Annotated in this window: 23 protein-coding genes and 1 riboswitch; of the genes, 18 read left to right on the forward strand and 5 right to left on the reverse strand. The window is 69.9% G+C overall.

All coding sequences use genetic code 11. From position 1 onward, the window contains the following. Window positions 1–75: 75 nt before the first annotated feature. The 4 genes from ctaC to A6P39_RS29980 all read left to right on the forward strand — a co-directional run bounded on the left by ctaC (window position 76) and on the right by A6P39_RS29980 (window position 4,576). On the forward strand, window positions 76–1,035 hold the full coding sequence (ctaC, locus tag A6P39_RS29965) for an aa3-type cytochrome oxidase subunit II (protein ID WP_067038939.1): 960 nt from the start codon (window positions 76–78) through the stop codon (window positions 1,033–1,035). Continuing rightward, window positions 1,032–2,762 (forward strand): aa3-type cytochrome oxidase subunit I, encoded by a 1,731-nt coding sequence (gene ctaD, locus A6P39_RS29970; protein ID WP_067038938.1) that lies wholly within the window; start codon window positions 1,032–1,034, stop codon window positions 2,760–2,762. The genes ctaC and ctaD overlap by 4 nt, the downstream gene beginning before the upstream one ends. Then, on the forward strand, window positions 2,759–3,157 hold the full coding sequence (locus A6P39_RS29975) for a cytochrome c oxidase subunit 4 (protein WP_067038937.1): 399 nt from the start codon (window positions 2,759–2,761) through the stop codon (window positions 3,155–3,157). Before ctaD ends, A6P39_RS29975 begins: the two co-directional genes overlap by 4 nt. Before the next feature lie 156 nt (window positions 3,158–3,313). Beyond that, window positions 3,314–4,576 carry a L,D-transpeptidase gene (locus tag A6P39_RS29980; RefSeq protein WP_067038936.1) on the forward strand — a complete coding sequence of 421 codons (1,263 nt, stop codon included), beginning with the start codon at window positions 3,314–3,316 and terminating at the stop codon, window positions 4,574–4,576. A gap of 53 nt (window positions 4,577–4,629) precedes the next feature. Here A6P39_RS29980 and A6P39_RS29985 read toward each other — a convergent pair whose 3' ends face one another. After that, window positions 4,630–5,031 (reverse strand): response regulator transcription factor, encoded by a 402-nt coding sequence (locus A6P39_RS29985; RefSeq protein ID WP_067038935.1) that lies wholly within the window; start codon window positions 5,029–5,031, stop codon window positions 4,630–4,632. 166 nt (window positions 5,032–5,197) lie between these two features. Between A6P39_RS29985 and ctaE the strand changes: the two genes are divergently transcribed. The 6 genes from ctaE (at window position 5,198) to A6P39_RS30015 (ending at window position 12,293) form a co-directional block, all read left to right on the forward strand. After that, the gene (gene ctaE / locus A6P39_RS29990) at window positions 5,198–5,818 is read left to right on the forward strand and encodes an aa3-type cytochrome oxidase subunit III (RefSeq protein ID WP_067038934.1); all 621 of its coding nucleotides are present in this window, start codon (window positions 5,198–5,200) and stop codon (window positions 5,816–5,818) included. A gap of 62 nt (window positions 5,819–5,880) precedes the next feature. Continuing rightward, window positions 5,881–6,693: a cytochrome bc1 complex diheme cytochrome c subunit gene (gene qcrC / locus A6P39_RS29995; RefSeq protein WP_067038933.1), complete on the forward strand. Its 813-nt coding sequence runs from the start codon at window positions 5,881–5,883 to the stop codon at window positions 6,691–6,693. Continuing rightward, window positions 6,690–7,748: a cytochrome bc1 complex Rieske iron-sulfur subunit gene (qcrA, locus tag A6P39_RS30000; protein ID WP_067038932.1), complete on the forward strand. Its 1,059-nt coding sequence runs from the start codon at window positions 6,690–6,692 to the stop codon at window positions 7,746–7,748. Before qcrC ends, qcrA begins: the two co-directional genes overlap by 4 nt. Then, on the forward strand, window positions 7,745–9,382 hold the full coding sequence (gene qcrB / locus A6P39_RS30005) for a cytochrome bc1 complex cytochrome b subunit (protein WP_067038931.1): 1,638 nt from the start codon (window positions 7,745–7,747) through the stop codon (window positions 9,380–9,382). Before qcrA ends, qcrB begins: the two co-directional genes overlap by 4 nt. A gap of 139 nt (window positions 9,383–9,521) precedes the next feature. Beyond that, window positions 9,522–10,586, forward strand: coding sequence for an anthranilate phosphoribosyltransferase (gene trpD / locus A6P39_RS30010; protein ID WP_067038930.1), 1,065 nt, complete (start codon window positions 9,522–9,524; stop codon window positions 10,584–10,586). An 84-nt stretch (window positions 10,587–10,670) separates the two neighbouring features. Continuing rightward, a riboswitch (SAM riboswitch) is annotated at window positions 10,671–10,787 on the forward strand. A 144-nt stretch (window positions 10,788–10,931) separates the two neighbouring features. Then, window positions 10,932–12,293, forward strand: coding sequence for an aminotransferase class V-fold PLP-dependent enzyme (locus A6P39_RS30015; RefSeq protein WP_067038929.1), 1,362 nt, complete (start codon window positions 10,932–10,934; stop codon window positions 12,291–12,293). A 44-nt stretch (window positions 12,294–12,337) separates the two neighbouring features. On the opposite strand, the gene A6P39_RS30020 is transcribed toward A6P39_RS30015, so the two are convergent. Both A6P39_RS30020 and A6P39_RS30025 read right to left on the reverse strand, forming a co-directional pair. Continuing rightward, the gene (locus A6P39_RS30020; RefSeq protein WP_067038928.1) at window positions 12,338–12,619 is read right to left on the reverse strand and encodes an Lrp/AsnC family transcriptional regulator; all 282 of its coding nucleotides are present in this window, start codon (window positions 12,617–12,619) and stop codon (window positions 12,338–12,340) included. Beyond that, window positions 12,616–13,359 (reverse strand): rhomboid family intramembrane serine protease, encoded by a 744-nt coding sequence (locus A6P39_RS30025; RefSeq protein ID WP_079133062.1) that lies wholly within the window; start codon window positions 13,357–13,359, stop codon window positions 12,616–12,618. Before A6P39_RS30025 ends, A6P39_RS30020 begins: the two co-directional genes overlap by 4 nt. A 154-nt stretch (window positions 13,360–13,513) precedes the next feature. Between A6P39_RS30025 and A6P39_RS30030 the strand changes: the two genes are divergently transcribed. The 5 genes from A6P39_RS30030 to A6P39_RS30050 all read left to right on the forward strand — a co-directional run bounded on the left by A6P39_RS30030 (window position 13,514) and on the right by A6P39_RS30050 (window position 18,875). Then, window positions 13,514–13,753 carry a hypothetical protein gene (locus A6P39_RS30030; protein WP_067038927.1) on the forward strand — a complete coding sequence of 80 codons (240 nt, stop codon included), beginning with the start codon at window positions 13,514–13,516 and terminating at the stop codon, window positions 13,751–13,753. 35 nt (window positions 13,754–13,788) lie between these two features. Further along, the gene (locus A6P39_RS30035) at window positions 13,789–15,132 is read left to right on the forward strand and encodes an NYN domain-containing protein (protein WP_067038926.1); all 1,344 of its coding nucleotides are present in this window, start codon (window positions 13,789–13,791) and stop codon (window positions 15,130–15,132) included. A gap of 220 nt (window positions 15,133–15,352) precedes the next feature. Then, window positions 15,353–16,387, forward strand: a complete 1,035-nt coding sequence (locus tag A6P39_RS30040; protein ID WP_067038925.1) for a C40 family peptidase — start codon at window positions 15,353–15,355, stop codon at window positions 16,385–16,387. 261 nt (window positions 16,388–16,648) lie between these two features. Further along, complete coding sequence (locus A6P39_RS30045) at window positions 16,649–17,659, forward strand: C40 family peptidase (RefSeq protein ID WP_199840642.1); 1,011 nt, start codon at window positions 16,649–16,651, stop codon at window positions 17,657–17,659. A 28-nt stretch (window positions 17,660–17,687) separates the two neighbouring features. After that, complete coding sequence (locus A6P39_RS30050) at window positions 17,688–18,875, forward strand: hypothetical protein (RefSeq protein ID WP_199840641.1); 1,188 nt, start codon at window positions 17,688–17,690, stop codon at window positions 18,873–18,875. A 28-nt stretch (window positions 18,876–18,903) separates the two neighbouring features. On the opposite strand, the gene A6P39_RS30055 is transcribed toward A6P39_RS30050, so the two are convergent. Next, entirely contained in the window at window positions 18,904–20,142 is a 1,239-nt protein-coding gene (locus A6P39_RS30055; RefSeq protein ID WP_067038922.1) for a glycosyltransferase 87 family protein, read from the reverse strand. A 145-nt stretch (window positions 20,143–20,287) separates the two neighbouring features. Between A6P39_RS30055 and A6P39_RS30060 the strand changes: the two genes are divergently transcribed. Continuing rightward, the gene (locus tag A6P39_RS30060; RefSeq protein WP_067038921.1) at window positions 20,288–21,430 is read left to right on the forward strand and encodes a glycosyltransferase family 4 protein; all 1,143 of its coding nucleotides are present in this window, start codon (window positions 20,288–20,290) and stop codon (window positions 21,428–21,430) included. Window positions 21,431–21,547: 117 nt separating this feature from the next. Then, on the forward strand, window positions 21,548–23,134 hold the full coding sequence (locus tag A6P39_RS30065; RefSeq protein WP_067038920.1) for a GMC oxidoreductase: 1,587 nt from the start codon (window positions 21,548–21,550) through the stop codon (window positions 23,132–23,134). A 28-nt stretch (window positions 23,135–23,162) separates the two neighbouring features. On the opposite strand, the gene A6P39_RS30070 is transcribed toward A6P39_RS30065, so the two are convergent. Next, complete coding sequence (locus tag A6P39_RS30070) at window positions 23,163–24,959, reverse strand: AMP-dependent synthetase/ligase (RefSeq protein ID WP_275883923.1); 1,797 nt, start codon at window positions 24,957–24,959, stop codon at window positions 23,163–23,165. A 297-nt stretch (window positions 24,960–25,256) separates the two neighbouring features. On the opposite strand from A6P39_RS30070, the gene A6P39_RS30075 reads away from it, so the two are divergent. Continuing rightward, window positions 25,257–26,078: a metallophosphoesterase family protein gene (locus tag A6P39_RS30075; protein ID WP_199840737.1), complete on the forward strand. Its 822-nt coding sequence runs from the start codon at window positions 25,257–25,259 to the stop codon at window positions 26,076–26,078. Window positions 26,079–26,137: the final 59 nt, after the last annotated feature.

Below are 26,137 nucleotides of genomic sequence, written 5' to 3' on the forward strand. Positions count from 1 at the left end.
CCGCCGCAGGGCGGCGACCGACCAGCGAGAAGGCCGCAGCCGACCGCGCGGGCGAGACTCTCGGGAAGGCGCTACGTGAGTCCCAACGGCTCCGACCGCTCGCCGCGGCGCCCGATGCGGCGGAAGCTGCTGCAGGCACTGACCGCGGGCCTGGTCCTGGCGACCGCAACCGGTTGCACATCTAAGGACTTCCCCCGCCTTGGTATGCCCACCCCGACCACGGAAGAGGCTCCGCGGATCCTCTCCCTGTGGCAGGGCTCCTGGGCTGCCGCACTGGCCACCGGCGTGCTGGTGTGGGGCCTGATCCTGTGGAGTGCTTTCTTCCACCGGCGCAGCCGCACCAAGGTCGAGGTACCTCCGCAGACCCGGTACAACATGCCGATCGAGGCCCTGTACACGGTGGTCCCGATCATCATCATCTCGGTGCTCTTCTACTTCACGGCCCGGGACGAGTCGAAGCTCCTCGACCTCTCCAAGAAGCCGGACGTCACGGTCAACGTGGTCGGCTACCAGTGGAGCTGGGGCTTCAACTACGTCGAGAACGTTCCCGGTGTGCCTGGTGACGCCAAGACCGACAAGAACCTGGACGCCATTCCGGACCGGTTCAAGAAGGACTTCCCGGCGAACGCCGGCGGTGTCTACGACGCCGGCACGCCCGCCACGAAGAACCCGCAGACGGGCAACCCCGGTCCGACCCTCTGGCTCCCCAAGGGCGAGACGGTCCGCTTCGTCCTCACCTCTCGTGACGTCATCCACTCCTTCTGGGTGGTGCCGTTCCTGATGAAGATGGACGTCATCCCGGGTCACACCAACTCGTTCCAGGTGACCCCGAACCATGAGGGCACCTTCCTCGGCAAGTGCGCCGAACTCTGCGGTGTCGACCACTCCCGGATGCTGTTCAACGTGAAGGTCGTGTCCCCGGCGGCGTACCAGAAGCACCTCCAGGACCTCGCGAAGAAGGGGCAGACCGGTTACATTCCCGCCGGCATCGCGCAGACGAGCCACGAGAAGAACCGGGAGACGAACAACCTGTGAGCATCCTCAACGAACCCCAGGGTGCCGCGGCAGCTGAAGGCTCGTACGCGGACGAGTTGCCGGTCAGGCGCAAGCAGCCCGGTAATCAGGTGGTGAAGTGGCTGACGACCACTGACCACAAGACGATCGGAACGATGTACCTGGCTACGTCGTTCGCGTTCTTCCTGATCGGCGGCGTGATGGCGCTGCTCATGCGCGCCGAGCTGGCCCGTCCGGGCCTGCAGATCATGTCGAACGAGCAGTTCAACCAGGCGTTCACGATGCACGGCACCGTGATGCTCCTGATGTTCGCGACGCCGCTGTTCGCCGGTTTCGCGAACTGGATCATGCCGCTGCAGATCGGCGCGCCCGACGTGGCGTTCCCGCGGCTGAACATGTTCGCCTACTGGCTCTACCTGTTCGGCTCGCTCATCGCGGTGGGCGGCTTCCTCACCCCGCAGGGTGCGGCCGACTTCGGCTGGTTCGCCTACTCCCCGCTGTCGGACGCGGTCCGCTCGCCCGGCGTCGGCGCCGACATGTGGATCATGGGTCTGGCCTTCTCCGGCTTCGGCACCATCCTCGGCTCGGTCAACTTCATCACCACCATCATCTGCATGCGTGCCCCGGGCATGACCATGTTCCGCATGCCGATCTTCGTGTGGAACGTGCTGCTGACCGGTGTCCTGGTCCTGCTCGCCTTCCCGGTGCTGGCCGCCGCGCTGTTCGCCCTGGAGGCGGACCGCAAGTTCGGTGCCCATGTCTTCGACGCCGCAAATGGCGGAGCCTTGCTATGGCAACACCTCTTCTGGTTCTTCGGACATCCAGAGGTGTACATCATCGCGTTGCCATTCTTCGGAATCATTTCCGAAGTGATCCCGGTGTTCTCCCGTAAGCCGATGTTCGGCTACATGGGTCTGATCGCCGCGACCATCGCGATCGCCGGTCTGTCCGTGACGGTGTGGGCGCACCACATGTACGTCACCGGTGGTGTGCTGCTGCCGTTCTTCTCCTTCATGACCTTCCTGATCGCCGTACCGACCGGTGTGAAGTTCTTCAACTGGATCGGCACGATGTGGAAGGGCTCGCTGTCCTTCGAGACACCGATGCTCTGGGCGACCGGCTTCCTGATCACCTTCACGTTCGGTGGTCTGACCGGTGTCATCCTGGCCTCGCCGCCGATGGACTTCCACGTCTCCGACTCGTACTTCGTGGTGGCCCACTTCCACTACGTGGTCTTCGGAACGGTCGTCTTCGCCATGTTCTCCGGCTTCCACTTCTGGTGGCCGAAGATGACGGGCAAGATGCTGGACGAGCGCCTCGGCAAGATCACGTTCTGGACGCTGTTCATCGGCTTCCACGGCACCTTCCTGGTCCAGCACTGGCTGGGCGCCGAGGGCATGCCGCGCCGGTACGCCGACTACCTCGCGGCCGACGGCTTCACCGCCCTGAACACGGTCTCGACCATCAGCTCCTTCCTGCTCGGCCTGTCGATCCTGCCGTTCCTCTACAACGTGTGGAAGACCGCCAAGTACGGCAAGCCGGTCGGCGTCGACGACCCGTGGGGCTACGGCCGTTCGCTGGAGTGGGCGACCTCCTGCCCGCCGCCGCGGCACAACTTCCTCACCCTGCCGCGGATCCGCAGCGAATCCCCGGCGTTCGACCTGCACCACCCCGAGATCGCCGCGCTCGAGCAGCTTGAGCACGCCGGTCACGGTGCCATCGCGGGCAGCAAGGAGGCCGGCAAGTGAGGATCCAGGGCCGGATGTTCATCTGGCTGAGCGTCTTCATCCTCGTCATGGCGATCGTCTATGGCGTGTGGTCGAAGGAGCCGGCCGGTACCACCGCACTCTTCCTGGCCTTCGGCCTGAGCGTCATGATCGGCTTCTACCTGGGCTTCACCGCCCGGCGGGTCGACGCGGGCGCCCAGGACAACAAGGAGGCCGACGTCGCGGACGACGCGGGCGAGCTGGGCTTCTTCAGCCCGCACAGCTGGCAGCCGCTCCTGCTGGGCTTCGGCGGTGCGATCGCCTTCCTCAGCATCGCGGTCGGCTGGTGGCTGATCTACTTCGCCGCCCCGTTCATCGCGGTCGGCCTGTTCGGCTGGGTGTTCGAGTACTACCACGGTGAGAACCGCACCCAGTAGCACGCACGAGCACGTCCCGGGAGCCCGGACCCCTCATCAGGGGGGGTCCGGGCTCCCGGCTTTTCCACAGGCGGTGTCGTTCGTGTGGCGCAGTGTCGATCCCTCGTACGGGTTACGTAACGCGCAAATGGGGTGAGCACCTCATAGCGTGATCGTATGAACCACACTCCGCGGACCCGCACCGTCGTCAGCTGCACCCTGCTGGTGACCGCCCTCGGCGCGAGCGTCACCGCCTGCGGTTCGGACGGCAATCCCGTGTCGGCCAGGCCGTACGACGCAGCGGGCGTGATCTCCTTCAGCGGCCCCACCGATGCGGGGAAGCGGGCCGACCCGGACAAGCCCCTGGAGGTCGCCGTCGACGGCGACGACGGCCGGATCACCGACGTGACCGCCCAGGACGCCACAGGGCGCTATGTGGCGGGCGAACTCACCGCCGACGGAAGCCGGTGGCACAACACCTCCCCGCTGGCCGCCAACGCCCACTACACGGTCACGGTGAGCACCGAGGACGAGGACGGCGCGCCCGGTCTCAAGGTCTACACGTTCGACACCAGCAGGCCCGCCAACCAGAAGCGGCTGACCGTCACGTTCGGCCCGCAGGCGGGCGAATACGGGGTCGGCCAGCCCATCACGGCCCAACTCGACCAGGAAGTCAAGGACAAGACACAGCGCGCCGTCGTCGAGCGCGCCCTCAAGGTGGACTCCACACCGGCCGTGCAGGGCTCCTGGTACTGGGTCAGCAGCAAGGAACTGCACTACCGGCCCAAGGAGTACTGGCCGGTCCACGCCACCGTCTCGGTGCACAGCAACCTGGACGGCGTCAAGATCAGCGACCGGCTGTGGGGCGGCCCGGCCAAGCCGCTGACCATCACCACCGGCGACCGGGTCGAGGCCGTCACGGACGCCGCCGCGCACCGGCTGACGCTCTACAAGGACGGCCTGGCGGTCAAACAGATCCCCGTCACCACGGGCAGGCCCGGCTTCGAGACCCGCAACGGCGTCAAGGTCGTCCTGGACAAGCAGTACCTCGTACGCATGCGCGGCACCACGATCGGCATCGCCGCGGGCACCTCCGACTCCTACGATCTGAACGTCTACTGGGCCACCCGGGTGACCTGGTCCGGCGAGTACGTGCACGCCGCGCCCTGGTCGGTGGGCTCACAGGGCTCCGCGAACGTCAGCCACGGCTGCACGGGCATGAGTACCGCCAACGCCCGGTGGTTCTTCGACAACATCCGCGACGGCGACATCGTCAAGGTCGTCAACTCCAACGGCCGGGCGATGGAGCCCTTCGGCAACGGCTTCGGCGACTGGAACGTCGACTGGAAGAAGTGGGGCCAGGGCAGCGCCCTGGCGAACGCCCAGGCGACCGGCCGGACCGCCCAGGACACCACGCGCCTGCGGCCGACGGCGCTCTGAACGCGCACCGAAGGGGCGCAGGGCTCGCGCACGGACCCCCGCGCCCCGGTCCCCTAGACGCTCAACAACCGCTCGCGGCGCAGCAGAGACGCCAGCGAGGAGGCGAACTCCACGGGATCCACCGGCAGCGTCACCGCGGCGTCGGCGCGGCTCCACGTGGCCAGCCACGCGTCCTGCGGCCGGCCCATGAGGAGCAGCACCGGCGGGCAGTTGAACACCTCGTCCTTGATCTGCCGGCACACCCCCATGCCCCCCATCGGCACGGCCTCGCCGTCCAGCACGCACACGTCGATGCCGCCCCGGTTCAGCTCGTGCAGCACCGCCTCGGGCGTCGCACACTCCACGAACTCGACAAAGGGGACGTCGGGAGCGGGCCTGCGCCCGGCTGCCAGCCGTACCTGCTCGCGGGTGTTGGAGTCGTCGCTGTAGACCAGCACGGTGGCGGTCGGCTGCATTGTTCCTCCGGGACGTCAGCGTCGTACGGACGGGACGGACAGGGCCGTTCGGGCGGATGCTACTCCCCTCGAAGTGTCCATGAACACCACGTCAGCACCGGTTCGGCGGGCAGCAACACTCCGAACGGCACCCCCCGGAGTGAGGGCGGGATAAGCGACCGACATAATGTCGGTCGTGGCGACAGCAACGACAGTAGAAACCGGGCACGCGCACCCGTCGGTCAACCGGCCGAACCTCACCAGCGTCGGAACCATCATCTGGCTGAGTTCCGAGCTGATGTTCTTCGCGGCCCTCTTCGCGATGTACTTCACCCTCCGATCGGTGACCGGACCGGATCACTGGAAGCACATGGCGCACGCGCTCAATGTGCCTTTCTCCGCGACGAACACCACGATCCTGGTGCTCTCCTCGCTCACCTGCCAGCTCGGCGTGTTCGCCGCCGAGCGCGGGGACGTGAAGAAGCTCCGTGGATGGTTCATCGTCACCTTCATCATGGGTGCGATCTTCATCGGCGGTCAGATCTACGAGTACACGGAGCTGGTGAAGAAGGACGGCATCTCGCTGTCCTCCGACCCGTACGGCTCGGTGTTCTACCTGACCACCGGCTTCCACGGCATGCACGTGACGGGCGGCCTCATCGCCTTCCTGTTCGTCCTCGGCCGTACCTACGCGGCGAAGAGGTTCACCCATGAGCAGGCGACCGCCGCCATCGTCGTGTCCTACTACTGGCACTTCGTCGACGTGGTCTGGATCGGCCTCTTCGCCACGATCTACCTGATCAAGTAGCGGGACCGGCTCCCGCACATCCAGAAGCATCGACGCAGAAGATCCTGACACCGGGGTAATCCGTGAAAAAGCTCTCCGTACGACGACGCCATCCGCTGGCGGCGGTCGTCGTCCTACTCCTCGCGCTGGCGGCCACTGGGGGGCTGTACGCCGCGTTCGCACCCGCGAGCAAGGCGCAGGCCGATGAAACCTCCCAGTCCCTGACCATCAAGGAGGGCAAGAAGCTCTACGAGGTCGGCTGCGCCAGCTGCCACGGCACCGGTGGCCAGGGCTCCTCCGACGGCCCCAGCCTGGTCGGCGTGGGTTCCGCGGCGGTCGACTTCCAGGTCGGCACCGGCCGTATGCCGGCCGCCACCTCGCAGGGCGCCCAGGTCCCGCGCAAGAAGGTCATCTACAACCAGACGCAGATCGACCAGCTCGCCGCGTACGTCGCCTCGCTGGGCGCCGGCCCGAACGTGCCCACCAGCGAGCAGTACGGCCCGGCCGGCGCGGACATCGCCAAGGGTGGCGAGCTGTTCCGCACCAACTGCGCGCAGTGCCACAACTTCACCGGCAAGGGCGGCGCCCTGACCAAGGGCAAGTTCGCGCCGAGCCTGGAGGGTGTCGCTCCGAAGCACATCTACGAGGCCATGCAGACGGGCCCGCAGAACATGCCGTCCTTCCCGGACACCACGCTGTCCTCGAAGAACAAGAAGGACATCATCGCGTACCTGAACGCGGTCAACGGCGACAAGACGGAGAACCCGGGCGGTCTGGAGCTGGGCGGCATCGGGCCGGTCAGTGAGGGTCTGTTCGCCTGGATCTTCGGCCTCGGCGCGCTGATCGCGGTCGCCGTCTGGGTCGCCGCTCGGACCGCAAAGGCCAAGAAGTCATGAGTAGCCAAGACATTCCAGAAGAGAACCTGCCCGCTGAGCAGGAGCACGCGCATGGCGCCGTAAGCGTCGCGGACGAGGAGAACCCGTTCGCCGACCCGGGTCTGCCGCCGCACGAGCACCGGATCCAGGACATCGACGAGCGCGCCGCCAAGCGGTCCGAGCGTTTCGTCGCCCTGCTGTTCACGATCTCGATGCTCGCCACCATCGGCTTCATCGTCGCGTACGTGGCGGTCCCGCACGACAAGTCGATCTTCGTCTTCCCGATCGGGCACATCAGCGCGCTGAACTTCACGCTGGGCCTGACGCTCGGTACGGCGCTGTTCTGCATCGGCGCGGGCGCGGTCCACTGGGCCCGCACCCTGATGTCCGACGTGGAGATGGCCGACGAGCGGCACGCGATCGAGGCCTCGCCCGAGCTGCGGGCGAAGGTCATGGACGACTTCCAGCAGGGTGCCGAGGAGTCCGGCTTCGGCCGGCGCAAGCTGATCCGCAACACGATGTTCGGCGCGCTGGCCCTGGTGCCGCTCTCCGGCGTCATGCTGCTCGGCGGTCTCGGCCCGGCGCCCGGCACCAAGCTGCGGCACACCATGTGGGCCAAGGGCAAGCGCCTGGTCAACATGAACACGAACCAGCCGCTGCGTCCCGAGGACGTCATGGTCGGCTCGCTCACCTTCGCCAAGCCCGACGGCCTGGAGGAGACGAACGAGGACTTCCAGAACGAGATCGCCAAGGCCGCCCTGATGATCGTCCGGCTCCAGCCGGGCAACATCAAGGACAAGCGCGAACTCGACTGGTCGCACGAGGGCATCGTCGCCTTCTCCAAGATCTGCACCCACGTCGGCTGCCCGATCTCGCTGTACGAGCAGCAGACGCACCACGTGCTGTGCCCGTGCCACCAGTCCACCTTCGACCTCTCCGACGGGGCCCGAGTGATCTTCGGTCCCGCCGGCCACGCCCTGCCGCAGCTGCGCATCGGCGTGGACAGTGAGGGTTACCTCCAGGCGCTGGGCGACTTCGAGGAGCCCGTCGGTCCTGCATTCTGGGAGCGCGGATGAGCACTACAGCGAACGAGAACTCCCGCGGGCGCGGGAAGGCCCCGGCCGGCGAGCGCGTCGCCGACTGGGTCGACGGCCGACTGGGGATCTACTCCCTGGCCAAGAGCAACATGCGCAAGATCTTCCCCGACCACTGGTCGTTCATGTTGGGCGAAGTGTGCATGTACAGCTTCATCATCATCATCCTGACGGGTGTCTATCTGACACTGTTCTTCCACCCGTCGATGAACGAGGTCGTCTACCACGGCTCGTACGTCCCGCTGCAGGGACAGCTGATGTCCGAGGCGTTCAACTCGACCGTGCACATCTCCTTCGATGTGCGTGGTGGTCTGCTGATCCGGCAGATCCACCACTGGGCCGCGCTGATCTTCCTCGCCGGCATGTTCGTGCACATGATGCGCGTGTTCTTCACCGGCGCGTTCCGCAAGCCGCGTGAGATCAACTGGCTGTTCGGCTTCCTGCTGTTCGTCCTCGGCATGTTCACCGGCTTCACCGGTTACTCGCTGCCGGACGACCTGCTCTCCGGCACCGGTGTCCGTTTCATGGAGGGCGCGATCCTGTCCGTGCCGATCATCGGCACGTACCTGTCGTTCTTCCTCTTCGGCGGTCAGTTCCCCGGCCACGACTTCGTCGCCCGGTTCTACTCGATCCACATCCTGCTGCTGCCCGGCATCATGCTCGGCCTGATGGTCGCGCACCTGATCCTGGTCTTCTTCCACAAGCACACGCAGTTCGCGGGTCCGGGCAAGTCCGAGAAGAACGTCGTCGGCATGCCGCTGCTGCCGGTCTACATGGCCAAGGCCGGAGGCTTCTTCTTCCTGGTCTTCGGCGTCATCGCGGCCATCGCGGCGGTCGCCCAGATCAACCCGATCTGGGCCATGGGCCCCTACCGTCCGGACCAGGTGTCCACCGGCGCCCAGCCCGACTGGTACATGGGCTTCGCCGAGGGTCTGATCCGCTTCATGCCGGGCTGGGAGGTCAACATCTGGGGTCACACGCTCGTCCTGGGCGTGTTCATCCCGCTGGTCCTCTTCCCGCTGGTCCTGGCGGCGATCGCGGTCTACCCGTTCATCGAGTCGTGGGTCACCGGCGACAAGAGCGAGCACCACATCCTGGACCGCCCGCGCAACGCCCCGACCCGTACCGCGTTCGGTGTCGCCTGGGTGACGATCTACATGATCACCCTGGTCGGCGGCGGCAACGACCTGTGGGCCACGCACTTCCACCTGTCGATCAACGCCGTGACCTGGTTCGTCCGGATCTTCTTCTTCGCCGGCCCGGTCATCGCGTTCATCGTCACCAAGCGGATCTGCCTCGGCCTGCAGCGCCGCGACCGCGACAAGGTGCTGCACGGTCGCGAGACCGGCATCATCAAGCGGCTGCCGCACGGTGAGTTCATCGAGGTGCACGAGCCGCTCAGCCAGGAGCAGCTGCACACGCTCACCGCGCACAAGCAGTACGAGCCGGCCCAGATCGGCCCGGCGGTCGACGAGAACGGTGTCCAGCGCAAGGTGCCGACCTCGGAGAAGCTGCGGGTGAAGATGTCCAACGCCTACTACGGCGAGGACAGCCAGATCCCGAAGCCGACCGTCGACGAATACAAGGAGATCACGAGCGGCCACGGCCACCACTGATCCCCGCGTCGCCACGCCACGCTGAAGGGCCCCGTCCGGCTTACGGACGGGGCCCTTCGCCCTGTCCTGGGGCCGATAAGGTGGCATCACCACTGGTTTCGACCCAGTGGTCTCGCAGGTACGACACCCAGGAGCGGCTATGAGCGCTGTGACCCCCGCTGGAGGCGACACCACGGCGGGCCGCTCCTGGCCCGCCCTGCTGAACGGCCTGCTCAGCGGCCATGACCTGTCCGCCGACGACACCGCGTGGGCGATGGACCGGATCATGCGCGGCGAGGCGACCGACGCGCAGATCGCCGGCTTCGCGGTGGCGCTGCGGGCCAAGGGGCAGACGGTGGAAGAGATCACCGGTCTGGTCCGCACGATGTACGAGCACGCGAACGTGATCGAGGTGCCCGGCCGGACCGTCGACATCGTCGGCACCGGCGGCGACGGGGCGCGGACGGTGAACATCTCCACGATGTCGTCGCTGGTCGTCGCCGGCACGGGCGCCAAGGTGGTCAAGCACGGCAACCGCGCCGCCTCCTCCGCCTCCGGATCCTCCGACGTCCTCGAGAAGCTCGGCGTCAACCTCGACCTCACGCCCCGGCGGGTGGCCGAGGTCGCCGAGGAGGCCGGCATCACCTTCTGCTTCGCGGTGAAGTTCCACCCCGCGCTGCGCCATGTGGGCGCCGCCCGCGGCCAGTTGGGCATCCGCACGGTGTTCAACCTGCTCGGTCCGCTGACCAACCCGGCGAAGGTACGGGCCCAGGCGGTCGGCGTGGCCGTGGCGCAGGAGGCGCCGATCGTCGCGGGCGTGCTCGCCGGGCGCGGCAACTCCGCGCTGGTCTTCCGGGGCGACGACGGCCTGGACGAGCTGACGACGACGTCCACCTCCCGGGTCTGGGTCGTCCGGGACGGCAAGGTCACCGAGGAGGTCTTCGACCCGCGCGAGGTCGGCCTCGGCCTCGTCCCCGTGGAGGCCCTGCGCGGCGGCGACCCGGCCCACAACGCGGACGTGGCCCGCCGGCTGCTCGAGGGCGAGCCGGGTCCGGTCCGCGACGCCGTCCTGCTCAATTCCGCGGCGGCCCTGGTCGCGCTGCACCCGGCGGACGCCCCGCTCGCCGAGCAGCTGCGCGCCGGCATGGTCCGGGCCGCCGAGTCGATCGACTCGGGCGCGGCGAAGCGGGCGCTGGAGCGCTGGGTGGCGGCGACCAACGCATAGCGGTCACCGGCGTCACCGACGGGCGTCCCGCGATCCGGACTCGGGTTGCGGGACGCCGATCATCTGACGTAGTTTCCTGGACCAGGTCATGAGTGACAGTCATGAGGCCCCGGCCGACTGTCCGGCAACCCTCCGTCCGTGGCGGGGTGCCCCGGGTGAAGACCAGGCCGTGGGCAGCGAGGTCCACGGCAAGCGCGGACCCCTCGAGAGCCAGGGGTCCTGGTCGTCGAGGAGCCTTCCGTGAGCAAGCGAATGCGATAGGGCCGCCGAGCCCCGCCTCCGCACACCCTTCTTCTCTTCTTTCCGTACGCCTTCTGTGCCGTACGTTCTCACGGGAGTTCACCCATGTCTGTCTTCACCGCTGCCGCCGACCAGTCCGTATGTGCCCCGCTGGCCGTTCTGGGCCGGGATGTCACCGTTCCGCTCGTCACCGGCGGCGAGGTCACCTACGCCGCCCTCGACTACGCGGCCAGCGCCCCCGCCCTGCAGCGCGTCTGGGACGACGTGGCCGCCTACGCGCCGTACTACGGCAGCGTCCACCGCGGCGCCGGCTACCTCTCCCAGCTCTCCACCGACCTGTTCGAGAACGCCCGCGCGACGGTCGCCCGCTTCCTCGGCTGCCGCGCCGACGACCAGGTGGTCTTCACCCGCTCGACGACGGACTCCCTCAACCTGCTCGCCCGCGCCCTCCCCGCCGGCTGCCAGGTCTTCGTCTTCGAGACCGAGCACCACGCCTCGCTGCTGCCCTGGCAGGACGCGAAGGTCACCTACCTGAACGCCCCGCGCACCCCGCGCCAGGCCGTCGAGACCCTGGAGCGGGCCCTCGCCGACCGCGACCCGCACGGCCCGGCGCTGGTCTGCGTCACCGGTGCCTCCAACGTCACCGGCGAGCTGTGGCCGGTGCGCGAGCTGGCCGCCGCCGCGCACGCCCATGGCGCCCGGATCGTCCTGGACGCCGCCCAGCTGGCCCCGCACCACCCGGTGGACGTCCGGGACCTGGACGTCGACTGGGTCGCCTTCTCCGGGCACAAGCTGTACGCCCCCTTCGGCTCCGGTGTCCTCGCGGGCCGCGCCGACTGGCTGCGCGCGGCCGAGCCGTACCTCGCGGGCGGCGGTGCCAGCCGCAAGGTCACCCGGCGTCCGGACGGGGGAGTGGCCGTGGAGTGGCACGAGAGCGCCGCCCGGCACGAGGCGGGTTCCCCGAACGTCATCGGCGCCTATTCCATCGCCTCGGCGTGCAAGGCGCTCACCGAGGCCGGCTGGGACGGCCTGGTCGCCCGCGAGCGGCAGCTGATCGCCCGGGTCCGCGCGGGCCTGGCCGAGGTCCCGCAGGTGAAGGTGCTGTCCCTGTTCGGCGACGACGCCCCGCGGGTCGGCGTGATCTCCTTCGTGGTGGAGGGCTGGAACAGCTCCCACTTCGCCGCCGCGCTCTCCGCCGAGTACGGCATCGGCGTCCGCGACGGCCTCTTCTGCGCCCACCCCCTGGTCCGCACCCTGCTGGGCAGCGACCCGCAGACCCAGGGCGAGTGCGGCGCCCCGGAGGCGGCCCCGGGCGAGAAGTCCCTCAACGCCATCCGCGTGAGCTTCGGCGCGGGCACCCCCGACGAGCACGTCGAGCGCTTCGTGAACGCCGTGCGGGAACTGGTGACCGAGGGTGCGAAGTGGACGTACCGCACGGAGGACGGCCGCTGCGTGCCTGCCGTGTGAGCCGGCCCCCCGTCGAGGAGCGGGTCGAGGCGGTTTTCAGCCGGTCAGGAGTCCAGCCCGATCGCGAAGGCCGCCTCGAGGTCGTGCTGGGAGTAGGTACGGAACGCCACGTGCGTGTCCGTGCCCTCCACACCGGGGATCTTGCTGATCCGCCCCGGGATGACCTCGGCGAGATCCTCGTGCCGGCCCACCCGGACCATCGCGATCAAGTCGTACGTACCGGTGACGGAGAAAACCTCGCTCACCGAGTCCAGCGAAGCGATCTGCTCCGCGATCTCGGGGATCCGGTCCACGCTGGTCTTGATGAGGACGATCGCGGTGATCACGGCTGGTTCTCTCCCTCGGGTGCCGGAGCTGCGGTGCACTTCACTCTAGTCCCACGCCCGTAACGCACCCACGCGTAGACGAAGCCCAGCCCGAACCCCACCAGGTGCGCCAGATACGCCACCCCGGGCCCGTCGGAGGCCTGCTCCGCCGCCGCCCACTGCACCGCCGCCCAGAACGGCAGCACGACCCAGGCGGGGAACCGCAGCGGCAGGAAGAGCAGGAACGGCAGCAGGCTGGTCACGCGGGCCCGGGGGAACAGGAAGAGGAACGCGCCGAGGACCGCCGAGATCGCCCCGGACGCGCCCACCAGCGACTCCTCGGACGAGGTGTTGGCGGCCGCGTAGCCCAGCAGGGCCAGGTAGCCGCAGCCGGTGTAGAAGAGGGTGAACTCGACCCGGCCCATCCGCTCCTCGGTCATCGCCCCGAAGACGAAGAGGAAGAGCATGTTGCCGAGCAGGTGCACCCAGCTGCCGTGCACGAACAGCGCCGTGGCGGGCGTGAGGACCTCGCGGGCCGGTCCGTCGAACAGCTCGGCCGGCACCACGCCCCAGTGCCGGAAGTAGGCCCGCTGGGCGGTGGCGAGCGCCTCCCCGGTGCCGTAGCCGGGGGTGAGCCCGGAGGCCGGGCCGAGGACGAAGAGCAGGCAGCACAGGGCGATGAGGCCATGGGTGATGGGTGCCGATGTGCTCCGGACCGCTCTGAGGGTCCTGCCGGTCGCCGTGCTCAGCTGGCTGATCATGAACACAGAGCATGACGTAACGGGACGCATGCCGACAGACCGCCTCGCCGTCGTGGACGGACGGGCGGTGAGTCCCCGGCAGGCCGTAGGGTTACGGCCACACGCGTCGGCCGGCGACGTGGAGGAGCGAACGAGAAGGAAGCGGACTGCCACGATGACGGTTCCCCTGCCGACCGCGACCACCCGGTGGCGCTGCACCCTGTGCGGCAACCTGACCCGGTTCGACGTGACCCGTTCGTCGAAGGTCGTCGAGTACGTCCATCTCGATCTGGCCGGTGAGCCGAAGGTGGAGGAGCGCGAGGTGGTCAGTGAGACCATCGAATCGGTGCGCTGCCGCTGGTGCAACGCGGTGGACCAGGTGGAACTCGTGGACAGGCCGGGCATCGACTCCTGAGCGGAGCGGCTCGCAGAGACATTGGGGTGTGACGGATGGTGGAGACCGCAGGCGGGGGGCCGGGCGACGGCACCGCTGAGGTGCTTGACCGTCCGCTGCCCGACGGCGTGCGCCGGCGGGTCGTGCAGATCGTCTCGGACGGCTTCGGCGGACTGACCCTGACCGAACTGCCCGCCCAGCTCAGGCAGTACGCCCGGTTCGCCCCCAACCGCCGGGCAAAGTTCGCCGGGAACGCGATGGCGGCGGCGCTGGAGACCGATGCGCTGTTCCGGCAGCGGATCGGGGAGAAGCTCAGAGAGGCGCAGCCGGAACTCACCGGCGCCCTCGACTCAGGCTCCCCGCCCCCGGCCGCGGACCCGCTCGACGTGGCGGCCGCGGCCTACGTACTGCGCCCGGCGGGCTGGGTGAAGCTGGTCGCCGCGGCCGGCGAGGAGGCCCAGCGCGCGGACGCCGAGCGGGCGGACGAGGAGAGCCGGGCCGAGCTGGAGCGGCTGCGCGCGGAGCTGGCGCAGTCCCGCGAGCACACCCGCGCCGAGGCCGAACGGCTGCGCGCGGAGCTGGAGTCGGCGAAGAAGGAAGCGGAATCGCTTCACCGCAAGCTCCGTGCCGCCCTCAGCGACGTCAAGCGCGGCGAGGCGGCGCTGCGCAAGGCGCAGGGCGAGATGGACGCCGTACGGGCCGAGGCGCAGACGCAGGTGTCGGCTGCCGAGAGCGAGTCCCGGCGGCTCAAGGCCCGTCTCGGCGAGGCCGAGGCGGCGCTGGAGGCCACCCGCCGGGCCGCCCGCGAGGGCCGCAGCGTGGAGGACATGCGGGTACGGCTGCTGCTGGACACCCTGCTGGACGCCGCGCAGGGCCTGCGCCGCGAACTCGCCCTGCCGCCGGTCTCGGTGCGTCCCGCCGAGACCGTGGACGCGGTCGAACCGGGCCGTATGACCCCGAAGGACATCGCGGCACGCGCCCTGTCCGAGAACGATCCGGCCATCCTCGACCAGCTGCTCGCGCTGCCGCAGGCGCATCTGGTGGTCGACGGCTACAACGTCACCAAGACCGGCTATCCGCAGATGCCGCTGGAGAAGCAGCGCCTGAGGCTGCTGGGCCAGCTCTCGGCGCTCGCCGCACAGACCGGCGCCGAGGTGACATGCGTCTTCGACGGCGCCGAGCTGGCCGCGCCCGTGCTGCTCGCGCCGCCGCGCGGGGTGCGGGTGCTGTTCTCCAAGCCGGGTGTCACGGCCGACGAGCTGATCCGCCAGCTGGTGCGCGCGGAGCCGCCGGGCCGCCCGGTCATCGTCGCCTCCACCGACCGGGAGGTGGCCGACGGTGTCGCCAAGGCGGGTGCCCGTCCGGTGGCGTCTGCGGTGCTTCTCAAGCGACTGTCCTGAAGGTCCAACGGGCATATGCAATGCCCGAATTGGCCGTATCGTGACGCAACGTAGTGTCAATCGCGCATCACTCCATGTGAGTCGAGTGCAAAGAATGCATTGCGTGATGGGATTTTCTGCTGTGAGGATTTGAACTGATCACAAGAGGGTCACTAGGGTCAGGCCTCGAACCTCCGAACGGGTGATCACTCACTCACTCACAAGAAGGAGTTCGTCCCCCGTGGCGTCCCACCGTCGACCCAAGCAGCAGAGTCGCGCCCGCGTGACCGTGCTGACCACCGCAGCCGCGGCTGCCGTCGTGCTGAGCGCGAACGCCGCCAACGCCGCGCCGAGCCAGAAGCTCAGCAAGGACCAGGTCAAGGCCAAGGTCGACGATCTCTACCAGCAGGCGGAGCAGGCCACCGAGAAGTTCGACGGTGCCCAGGCCAAGCAGCAGAAGCTGCAGAAGGAAATATCCACCATCCAGGACAATGTCGCCCGGGGTCAGCAGGACCTCAACAAGCTGCGCGACAGCCTGGGTTCGCTGGCCACCTCGCAGTACCGCTCCGGCGGTATCGACCCCTCGGTCCAGCTCTTCCTGTCCTCCAACCCGGACGACTTCCTCGACAAGGCCTCCACGCTCGACCAGTTGAGCGCCCAGCAGGTCGACGCACTGAAGAAGATTCAGGACAAACAGCGCGAACTGGCCCAGGAGCGCGCCGAGGCCACGGAGAAGCTCAAGGACCTCTCCGCCACGCGTACCCAGCTGGAGCAGAACAAAAAGGACGTCCAGGGCAAGCTCGCCGACGCGCAGAAGCTGCTCAACACCCTGACGGCCAAGGAGAAGGCGGACCTGGCCGCCGAGCAGCAGCGGGCCGACCGCTCCTCCAGCCAGCGCGTCGATCTCGGCAACAGCACGCCCGCCTCCGGCCGGGCCGCCGCGGCCTTCGCCGCCGCCCAGAGCCAGATCGGCAAGCCGTACGTCTACGGCGCCACCGGCACCGCCTCCTACGACTGCTCGGGCCTGACCTCCTGGGCCTATGCCCAGGCCGGCGTCTCCATCCCGCGCACCTCCCAGGAGCAGGCCACCATCGGCACCCGGATCAGCTCCGTCAACGACCTGCAGGTCGGCGACCTGGTCTTCTTCTACGGCGACATCCACCACGTGGGCCTGTACGCCGGCAACGGCCAGGTGCTGCACGCCCCGCACACCGGTGCCGTGGTCCGCTACGAGTCCATGTCCGACATGCCGTTCCAGTTCGGCGTCCGGGTCTGACCGCACCTTCCAGGCCCCCGCGGACCCGCGCGAAACGCGGACGCGGGGCGCCCGAACGGGCGAATCCCCGGAACCGGAACTGACCCCTCGCCCCGCCGATGACCTGCGTCAGCGGCGGGGCGTCACTGTGTGTTGCCCTCACGGCCTTTGGTCCGGGCCCTCGGCTGCGGCTACTGTCTGCCCGCGCTCCTCCGGAGCCGGGGCCTCCCCGTCCCCGGGCGCCGGGGGAGCGGTCTGACGTCCGCCTGCTGAAGGACTGCCGTGGGCTCTCATCGCCGCCTTGCCTCCTCCGGATCCGACCGGGGTGCCACCGTGCTGTGCATGCTGTCGGCCGCCGCCGCCGCGCTCGGCGCCGTACCCGCGCACGCGGCGCCGCACACCGATGCCCGTGCCGAGGTGGACCGCCTCTACCAGGAGGCCGAGCAGGCGACCCAGGCGTTCGACAAGGCCCAGGAGCAGGCCGACACGCTGCGCCGCGAGGTGCGTGACGCCCAGGACCACATCGCCCGGCAGCAGCAGCGCATCAACACCCTGCGCGAGCAGCTCGGTTCGCTGGCCGGCGCCCAGTACCGGGCCGGCGGCATCGACCCGGCCGTCGCGCTGCTCTTCTCCGACAACCCCGACGACTACCTCGACAAGGCCACCATCCTCGACCGCATCGGCACCCAACAGGAGGGCCGGCTACGGGAGTTGACGGTGGCGCTGCGGCAGCTGGCCCAGGAGCGGTCCGAGGCGGCCGGGAAGCTCGCCGCGCTGGACAAGAGCCGCAGGGCCGTGGCCGCGCACAAGAAGACCGTGGAGAAGAAGCTCGCCAGGGCCCGGCAGCTGCTCGACGCCCTGCCGGCCACCGCCCGCGCCGCCTACGACCGCGCCTCCCGGGACGGCCGCGTCGACCTGCCGGACCTGACCGGCGTCGTCGCCCCCGACGCCCGCGCCGCGGCCGCCGTGGCCGCCGCCCAGTCGGCCCTCGGCCGCCCCTACGTCTGGGGCGCCAACGGGCCCTCCGGTTTCGACTGCTCGGGCCTGATGCAGTGGTCGTACGCGCACGCCGGGATGCAGCTGCCGCGCACCTCGCAGGAGCAGCGCTTCGCCGGCCGGCAGATCCCGCTCTCCGAGGCCCGCCCCGGCGACCTGGTGATCTACCGCTCCGACGCCAGCCATGTGGGGATGTACGTCGGCAACGGGCAGGTCATCCACGCGCCCTATCCCGGCGCCGCGGTGCGCTACGACCCGGTCGGGATGATGCCGGTCTCCTCGGTCACCCGCCCCTGACCGCGCCGCGCGCCGTTACGATCGGGCAATGGCTGGTCGCAGGCGGGCGTGGTGGATCGGGGCCGTGGGCCTCGCTCTGCTGCTGCCCCTGACCGGATGCGGCGGCGGGACGAGGTCCGATGCCGCCCGGACCGAGGTGCAGCACCTGCTCGACCGGCGCTCCGCGGCCCTGCTCGGCCACGACGAGGCGGCGTACGCGGCGACGGGCACCCGCACCGAGTACGCCCGCCTGCGCGCCCTTCCCCTGGCCTCCTGGCGCTACCAGGTCACCGCCGTGCGCCCCACCGGCTCCGGCGCCACCGCCGACGCCGAGCTGAGCTACCGCGTCGCCGGCTACGACACGGCGCCGGTCGACGCCCGCCGCACCCTCACCCTCGGCCGCACCGCCGACGGCACGTGGTACGTCACCGCCGACGAGCCCGCCGAGCAGGCCGGGCAGCAGCTGTGGGACCAGGGGCAGGTGACCGTCGTCCAGGGCGCGCACAGCCTGGTGCTGGGCGCCGGCCGGCCCGCCGCCGACCTGCGCGCCTACGCCGGGCTCGCCGACCGCGCCGTCCCGGCCGTCTCCCGGGCGTGGGGCACGGACTGGGCCCGCCGGGTCGTCGTACTCGTCCCGCGCTCCCTGGCCGGCATGGGCGGGCTGCTCGGTTCGCCCGCGGCCAACTACCGGGGCATCGCCGCCGTCACGACCGGGGAGGCGGGCGGCTCCGGGCAGGCGCCCGCGGACCGGGTGGTGGTCAACCCGGAGGCGTACGCCGAACTCGGCGACCTCGGCAAGCAGGTCGTCCTCACCCACGAGACCACCCATGTGGCCACCCGCGCGCACACCACCGCCGCGACCCCGCTGTGGCTCTCCGAGGGCTACGCGGACTGGATCGGCTACCTCGGCACCGGCCGCACCCCCACCGAGGCCGCCCCGGAGCTGACCGGCGAGGTCCAGGCCGGGCACGTCCCGGCCGCGCTGCCCGGCGACAAGGACTTCGGCTTCACCAGCGACCCGGCCAAGCTGGCCGAGGCCTACGAGAGCGGCTGGCTGGCCTGCCGGATGATCGCCGGCCACTGGGGCACGGCCCGGCTCGACGCCTTCTACCGCGCCGTGGGCGCCCACCCGCGGCGGGCGGGCGCGGTCGAGTCCTCCCTGGAGAAGGTGCTCGGCACCACACCGGAGGCGTTCACCGCGCAGTGGCGGGCGTACATCAGGGCTCAGCTCGGCTGAGCTTCTCCAGCGCCTCACGCAGCCAGGCTCAGGAGGAGACCGGGGCCTGCCGGGAACGGGACGGCTGGGGCGGCAGCGGGGCGGCGGGGGAGGGCGTGACGGTCGCGCGCCACAGCCGGCGGCCCGCCGTGAGGGAGGCCGCGACCAGCAGGCCGTTGCGGACCAGCATCAGCAGCACGCCGTACCGGTCGCTCATCACCACGTGCCCGAAGCCGAGCGGGAACTCCAGCACCGTCACGAAGGAGGCGACCACCACCATCAGCGCGGGCGCCCCCATCCGGCTCGCCCGGTACGACAGACAGACCGCGGCGAGACCCACCAGCCACACCAGGTACTGCGGGCTGATCACCCGGCTGGTGACCGTGAACAGCAGCACCGCCGTGAACGCCGCGTCCGCGAGGGTGTCCGGCGTCCGGCGCACCGCCCGCAGCCGCCACAGCAGCAGCCAGCCGAACGCGGCCCCGGTCAGCGCCAGCGCCGCCGTGCTGACCTGGTCCACATGCGGGCCGAGGAACTCGATCGAGCCGTAGTTCAGCAGCACCTGGCCGCTCCAGCCGAAGTGCCGGGCCACGTGGAAGACCAGCGCGCCCAGCGACTCCACCTCGGTGCCCCGGTCCCGCTGGAAGGTCAGGAAGGCGAAGGCGCCCGGCATGGACACCGCGAACACCGCCGCGAGCCCGGCCGCCGTCACGGCCGCGGCCGCCCATGCCCGCCGGCGCACGACACCGACCAGCAGCAGCGCCGGCCACACCTTCAGCAGCGCCCCGAACGCGGTCAGCGCGCCCATCACCCGCGGATGCCGGACCCCGGCGAGCAGCGCCGCCACGGCCACCGCGGTCACCATCACGTCGTAGCGGGCGTACACCGTCGGGCCGAGCAGCGGCACGCCCGCCACCCACACCCAGGCCCCGCGCGGCGACCGGCCGGGGCGCCCCGCCGGATACAGCAGCAGCTGCAGCACGACCGCGTCGGCGAGGAAGGCGAGCATGAAGAAGGCGTGCGCGTACGACAGGAAGGGCAGGAGGGCGGGGGCGAGGACGGGGAGGGCGGCGGCGGGCGGGTACTGCCAGGTCACGTCGTCCAGCGGAAACGTTCCCTGCCGCAGGACCTCGTACCAGCCGCGGTAGGTCACCGACACGTCGGAGGTGACGTCCAGCCCTCCGGGGAAGACCCACACCTGGAAGACGAACAGCAGCAGCACCAGACGGGTGACGCCCCAGGTCGCGAGCAGCCATGCCAGGGACCGCCCGGCGCCTTTGGTCTCCACGTGATCCCCTTGCCGTCCGGTTCCGGTTCGATAGCCGCGTCGCGGACCATGATGTCGTGCGCGGCCGTGTACCTGCCACAGACCCGGCCGCGCACAGCCCATTCGGTCGCGGCCGGGTACGTCCCGTTCGGTAAGGTCGGCGACGATGCACAAGACCCTGATCGTCACCAACGACTTCCCGCCCCGGCCGGGCGGCATCCAGGCGTTCCTGCACAACATGGCCCTGCGCCTGGACCCGGACCGGCTGGTCGTCTACGCCTCCACCTGGAAGCGGAGCCGGGAGGGCGTTGAGGCCACGGCCGCCTTCGACGCCGAGCAGCCCTTCACCGTCGTACGCGACCCTACGACCATGCTGCTGCCCACCCCGCAGGCGACCCGGCGCGCCGCCGGGCTGCTGCGCGAGCACGGCTGCACGTCGGTGTGGTTCGGTGCGGCGGCACCGCTCGGCCTCATGGCCCCGGCCCTGCGCAAGGCCGGTGCCCAGCGGCTGGTCGCCACCACCCATGGGCACGAGGCCGGCTGGGCCCAGCTGCCCGCCGCCCGGCAGCTGCTGCGCCGGATCGGCGAGTCGACGGACACGATCACCTATCTGGGTGAGTACACACGGTCGCGCATCGCCCCGGCCCTCACCCCGCGGGCGGCCGGCCGCATGGTCCAGCTGCCGCCCGGGGTCGACGAGAAGATCTTCCACCCCGGCTCCGGCGGCGACGAGGTCCGCGCCCGCCTCGGCCTCACCGACCGCCCGGTCGTGGTCTGCGTCTCCCGGCTGGTCCCGCGCAAGGGCCAGGACACGCTGATCCGGGCCATGCCCCGCATCCTCGCGGCCGAGCCCGACACCGTGCTGCTCGTCGTCGGCGGCGGCCCCTACGAGCAGGACCTGCGCCGACTGGCCCGCGAGAGCGGCGTCGAGGCCTCGGTCCGTTTCACCGGCGCGGTCCCCTGGTCCGAGCTGCCGGCCCACTACGGCGCCGGGGACGTCTTCGCCATGCCCTGCCGGACGCGACGGGGCGGCCTGGACGTGGAGGGCCTCGGCATCGTCTACCTGGAGGCCTCCGCGACCGGTCTCCCGGTCGTGGCCGGCGACTCCGGCGGCGCCCCCGACGCGGTCCTGGACGGCGAGACCGGGTGGGTCGTCAGGGGAGGCTCCCCCGAGGAGGCGGCCGACCGCATCGTGCCCTTGCTGGGCGATTCCGGACTGCGCCGCAGGATGGGCGAGCGGGGCCGGCAGTGGGTGGAGGAGCGCTGGCGCTGGGACCTGCTGGCGGAGAAGCTCAAAGCCCTCCTCTAAAACGTTCCGGAGAGTCTAGGCGGAACCGGAAAATCCGCACATGCTGCGCGCATGGCAGCAAAACTGATAGAGCGTCAGCTGGCAGAGCGTCAACTGACCAGACGCCACATCCTGGGCATGATCGCCCTCCAGACCGCCGCCACGGCCGGTCTCACCCGCATCGGTCTCCAGTCCGCGCACGCCGCCGAACCGCCCGAGGCCGACAACTCCCCGGCCATCGTGGTCGGTTCGGGCTACGGCGGCGCCGTCGCAGCCCTCCGGCTCGGCCAGGCCGGCATCCGCACCCTCGTCCTGGAGATGGGGCAGCTGTGGAACACCGCCGGCGCCGACGGCAAGGTCTTCTGCTCCACCCTCGCCCCCGACCAGCGGTCCATGTGGTTCCGCAGCCGCACCGAGGCCCCGCTCGCGACCTTCCTCTGGCTGGACGTCGTCAACAAGGACATCAGCCCCTACCCCGGCGTCCTGGACCGCGTGCACTACGACAACATGTCCGTCTACGTCGGCCGGGGCGTCGGCGGCGGCTCGCTCGTCAACGGCGGCATGGCGGTCACACCCGTGAAGTCGTACTTCGCCGAGCAGTTCCCGACCGTCGACGCCGACGAGATGTACGGCACCTACTACCCGCGCGCCCGGGCCGCGCTCGGCGTCAACACGATCGACCCGGCCTGGTTCGAGTCCACCGAGTGGTACCGGTTCGCCCGCACCTCCCGGAAGGCGGCGGGCAACGCGGGCCTGAAGACCACCTTCGTGCCCAACGTCTACGACTTCGGCTACATGCAGCAGGAGGCCGCCGGCACGGCCACGAGGTCCGCGCTCGCCGGGGAGGTCATCTACGGCAACAACCACGGCAAGCGCAGCCTCGACAAGACCTATCTGGCCGCCGCCCTCGGCACCGGGAACGTCACGGTCAACACCCTGGAGAAGGTCACGTCGGTCAGCCGCGCGAGCGACGGGTCGTACGTCCTGAGCACCGACCGGACCGACACCACCGGCGCGGTCGTGGAGAGACGGCAGTACAGCTGCACGTACCTCTTCCTCGGCGGCGGCAGCCTCGGCACCACCGAACTCCTCGTCCGCGCCCGGGACACCGGCACCCTGCCCGGCCTGACCGCCGACGTCGGCGCCGGCTGGGGCACCAACGGCAACACCATGCTCGGCCGCGCCAACCACGTCTGGGACACCGTCGGCGCGAACCAGGCCACCATGCCGGTGCTGGGCATCGACGACTGGGCCAACACCGGCAACCCGGTCTTCGCCGAGATCGCCCCGCTGCCCATGGGGTTCGAGCACTGGATCAGCCTCTATCTGGCGATCACCAAGAACCCCGAGCGGGCGTCGTTCTCGTACGACTCCTCGTCCGGGGCGGTGAAACTCGGCTGGACCCCCGCCCAGAGCGCGGTCTCGGTGGCTATGGCCAAGAAGCTGTTCGACCGGATCAACCTGGCCAACGCCACCATCTACCGCTACGACCTGTTCGGCTCCACGAGCAAGGTCTTCGCCGACGACTTCTGCTACCACCCGCTCGGCGGCTGCGTCCTCGGCAGGGCGACCGACGACTACGGCCGGGTGAAGGGCTACGACCGGCTCTACGTCACCGACGGCTCGCTCGTGCCCGGCAACATCGGCGTGAACCCGTTCGTCACCATCACCGCGCTCGCCGAACGCACGATGGCGCGGGTCCTCGCCGAGGACACCGCGCCATGACGCACCGTCAGGAGGCACTGATGGGTGACTACTTCGCGTAGATGGCCTCGATCTCGGATGCGTAGTCCTTCGCCACCACGTTCCGCTTCAGCTTCAGCGACGGGGTGAGGTGGCCCGACTCCTCCGTGAACTGGGAGGACAGAATGCGGAACTTCCGCACCGATTCCGCCTTCGACACCGCGGCGTTGCCGTCGTCGACCGCCGCCTGGATCGCCGCGACCAGGTCCGGATCGTCCTTCAGCGACGCCGCGGTGGAGCCCGCAGGCTTGCCGTGCTCTTCGGCCCAACGGCCCAGGAACTCGTCGTCGATGGTGACCAGCGCGCCCACGAACGGCCGCCCGTCGCCCACCACCATGCACTCCGCGACCAGCGCGTGCGCCCGGATCCGGTCCTCGATCACGGCCGGGGCGACGTTCTTGCCGCCCGCGGTGACGATGATCTCCTTCTTGCGGCCGGTGATCCTGAGGTAGCCGTCCTCGTCCAGGGTGCCGATGTCACCGGTGTGGAACCAGCCGTCGGCCAGCGCCTCCGCGGTCGCGCCCGGGTTGTTCCAGTACTCCTTGAACAGGTGCTCGCCGTGCAGCAGCACCTCGCCGTCGTCCGCTATCCGGACCACCGAGCCGGGCAGCGGCTGGCCGACCGTGCCGATCTTCTGCCGGTCCCACGGGTTGAACGCCGTCGCCGCGCAGGACTCGGTCAGGCCGTAGCCCTCCAGCACCGTGAAGCCGATGCCGCGGAAGAAGTGGCCGAGCCGCTCGCCCAAGGGGGCGCCGCCGGAGATGGCGTACTCGCCCCGGCCGCCGAGCACCGCGCGCAGCTTGCTGTAGACCAGCCGGTCGAAGACCTTGTGCTTGACCTTCAGTCCGAACGACGGCCCGGAGGCGCTGTCCAGCGCCTTGCTGTAGGCGATCGCGGTGTCCGCCGCCTTGTCGAAGACCGCGCCCTTGCCGTCCGCCTGCGCCTTGGCGCGCGCGGAGTTGTAGACCTTCTCGAAGACGCGCGGGACACCGAGGACCAGCGTCGGCCGGAAGGCGGCCAGTTCGTCGGTGAGGTGCTTGATGTCCGGGACACAGCCCAGCTTGATCGGCGCCATCATCGGGGCGATCTGCACGAGCCGGCCGAAGACGTGCGCGAGCGGCAGGAAGAGCAGCACCGAGCACTCGCCGGTGCGGAACAGCGGGCGCAGTCGCTCCACGATGTTGCCGCACTCGGCGAAGAAGCTGCGGTGGGTGAGCACACAGCCCTTGGGGCGGCCGGTCGTACCGCTCGTGTACACGATGGTCGCCGGGTCGTCGGCCCTGGCGAGCGAGCTGCGCTCCTCCACCGTCTGGTCCGACACGTCCTGCCCGAGCCGGCCCAGCTCCTCCACGCCGCCGGCCTCGATCTGCCAGACGTGCTTGAGGGCGGGCAGCGACTCGCGCACCGACTCCACGGCCGCCGCGTGGGAGTCCAGCTCCACCACGCACGCGGTCGCGCCCGAGTCGGACAGGATCCACTGCACCTGCTCCGGCGAGCTGGTCTCGTACACCGGCACGGTGACCGCGCCCGCGCTCCAGATCGCGAAGTCCATGAGCGTCCACTCATAGCGGGTGCGGGACATCAGGCCCACCCGGTCGCCCGGCTGCACCCCGGCCGCGATGAGGCCCTTGGCGGCGGTGTGCACCTCGGCGAGGAACTGCCGGGCCGTCACGTCCTGCCAGACCCCGCCGACCTTGCGGGCGATGACGGCGACGTCCGGATGCTGCGCGGCGTTTCTGCGGACGATGTCGGTCAGGTTGCCGTCCGCAGGGACCTCGTACAAAGCCGGAAGGCTGAACTCGCGCAAGACTGCTGCTCCTCATAGGGCGCCGGCGCCACGACACTGTGTGATGCGACGGTGCGGTCCAAGGCTCGGGCTGGTGCTCGGGTCTTCGGTGGTTGAAATCCAGAGCACGACTGGACGGCCCGGACGTTACCCGCCGGTATGGCGTTCCCGACAGGGGGTCCGGGCGAGATGTTCGCTGCGTCACACACGATGGCGTTCCTTCCGCGCACAGTAGTCCACGGCCGAACCGACCGGCGAGTAACCGCAGGCCGGGCCGCCACTGTTCACGCACACCGCACACGCCTACGCTTGATCGCCATGGCATCCACACCCGCCGGTAACCGGAACGCCGGAATACGCAGGACACGCGGCACACGCGTCCACGTGGTCAGCGACGTGCACGGCAACGCCCGGGACCTGGCCCGGGCCGGCGAGGGTGCCGACGCCCTGATCTGCCTGGGCGACCTCGTCCTCTTCCTCGACTACGCCGACCACTCGCGCGGCATCTTCCCCGACCTGTTCGGCAAGGAGAACGCCGACCGCATCGTCGAGCTGCGCACCGCCCGCCGCTTCGAGGAGGCCCGGGAGTTCGGTGCACGGCTGTGGGCCGGCATCGGCGCCGACCGGGCCGGGGCCATCGAGAAGGCGGTGCGCAAGCAGTACGCCGAGATGTTCGCCGTGTTCCCCACCCCTACGTACGCCACCTACGGAAATGTCGACATGCCGCCTTTGTGGCGGGAGTACGCCCGGCCCGGCACCACCGTCCTCGACGGCCAGCGGGTGGAGATCGGTGGCCGCACCTTCGGCTTCGTCGGCGGCGGCCTGAAGACGCCCATGCGCACGCCGTACGAGATCGACGACGAGGAGTACGCGGCGAAGATCGAGGCGGTCGGCGAGGTCGACGTGCTGTGCACGCACATCCCGCCGGAGGTCCCCGAGCTGGTCTACGACACCGTCGCCCGCCGCTTCGAGCGCGGCAGCCGCGCCCTGCTGGCCGCCATCCGCCGCACCAGACCCCGGTATTCGCTCTTCGGGCACGTCCACCAGCCGCTCGTGCGCCGGATGCGGATAGGCGCGACCGAGTGCGTGAACGTGGGGCACTTCGCCGGGACCGGCAGGCCGTGGGCGCTCGAATGGTGATCAGCGGGACACGCAGTGAAGGCGGCAGGTCGGCGGCGCGGTAGCCTTCACGCTGCACA

This window comes from Streptomyces sp. FXJ1.172, from assembly GCF_001636945.3.
GTDB lineage: Bacteria > Actinomycetota > Actinomycetes > Streptomycetales > Streptomycetaceae > Streptomyces.

What these genes read in the sequence shown, in the direction of transcription:
- A6P39_RS29980 (WP_067038936.1), top strand. Translation starts at nt 3,314, where the DNA reads ATGAACCACACTCCGCGGACCCGCACCGTCGTCAGCTGCACCCTGCTG.
- A6P39_RS30075 (WP_199840737.1), top strand. Translation starts at nt 25,257, where the DNA reads ATGGCATCCACACCCGCCGGTAACCGGAACGCCGGAATACGCAGGACA.
- trpD (WP_067038930.1), top strand. Translation starts at nt 9,522, where the DNA reads ATGAGCGCTGTGACCCCCGCTGGAGGCGACACCACGGCGGGCCGCTCC.
- A6P39_RS30035 (WP_067038926.1), top strand. Translation starts at nt 13,789, where the DNA reads ATGGTGGAGACCGCAGGCGGGGGGCCGGGCGACGGCACCGCTGAGGTG.
- A6P39_RS30050 (WP_199840641.1), top strand. Translation starts at nt 17,688, where the DNA reads ATGGCTGGTCGCAGGCGGGCGTGGTGGATCGGGGCCGTGGGCCTCGCT.
- ctaE (WP_067038934.1), top strand. Translation starts at nt 5,198, where the DNA reads ATGTCGGTCGTGGCGACAGCAACGACAGTAGAAACCGGGCACGCGCAC.
- A6P39_RS29985 (WP_067038935.1), bottom strand. Translation starts at nt 5,031, where the DNA reads ATGCAGCCGACCGCCACCGTGCTGGTCTACAGCGACGACTCCAACACC.
- qcrA (WP_067038932.1), top strand. Translation starts at nt 6,690, where the DNA reads ATGAGTAGCCAAGACATTCCAGAAGAGAACCTGCCCGCTGAGCAGGAG.
- A6P39_RS30030 (WP_067038927.1), top strand. Translation starts at nt 13,514, where the DNA reads ATGACGGTTCCCCTGCCGACCGCGACCACCCGGTGGCGCTGCACCCTG.
- A6P39_RS30065 (WP_067038920.1), top strand. Translation starts at nt 21,548, where the DNA reads ATGATCGCCCTCCAGACCGCCGCCACGGCCGGTCTCACCCGCATCGGT.
- A6P39_RS30025 (WP_079133062.1), bottom strand. Translation starts at nt 13,359, where the DNA reads ATGATCAGCCAGCTGAGCACGGCGACCGGCAGGACCCTCAGAGCGGTC.
- A6P39_RS30015 (WP_067038929.1), top strand. Translation starts at nt 10,932, where the DNA reads ATGTCTGTCTTCACCGCTGCCGCCGACCAGTCCGTATGTGCCCCGCTG.
- qcrB (WP_067038931.1), top strand. Translation starts at nt 7,745, where the DNA reads ATGAGCACTACAGCGAACGAGAACTCCCGCGGGCGCGGGAAGGCCCCG.
- A6P39_RS30060 (WP_067038921.1), top strand. Translation starts at nt 20,288, where the DNA reads ATGCACAAGACCCTGATCGTCACCAACGACTTCCCGCCCCGGCCGGGC.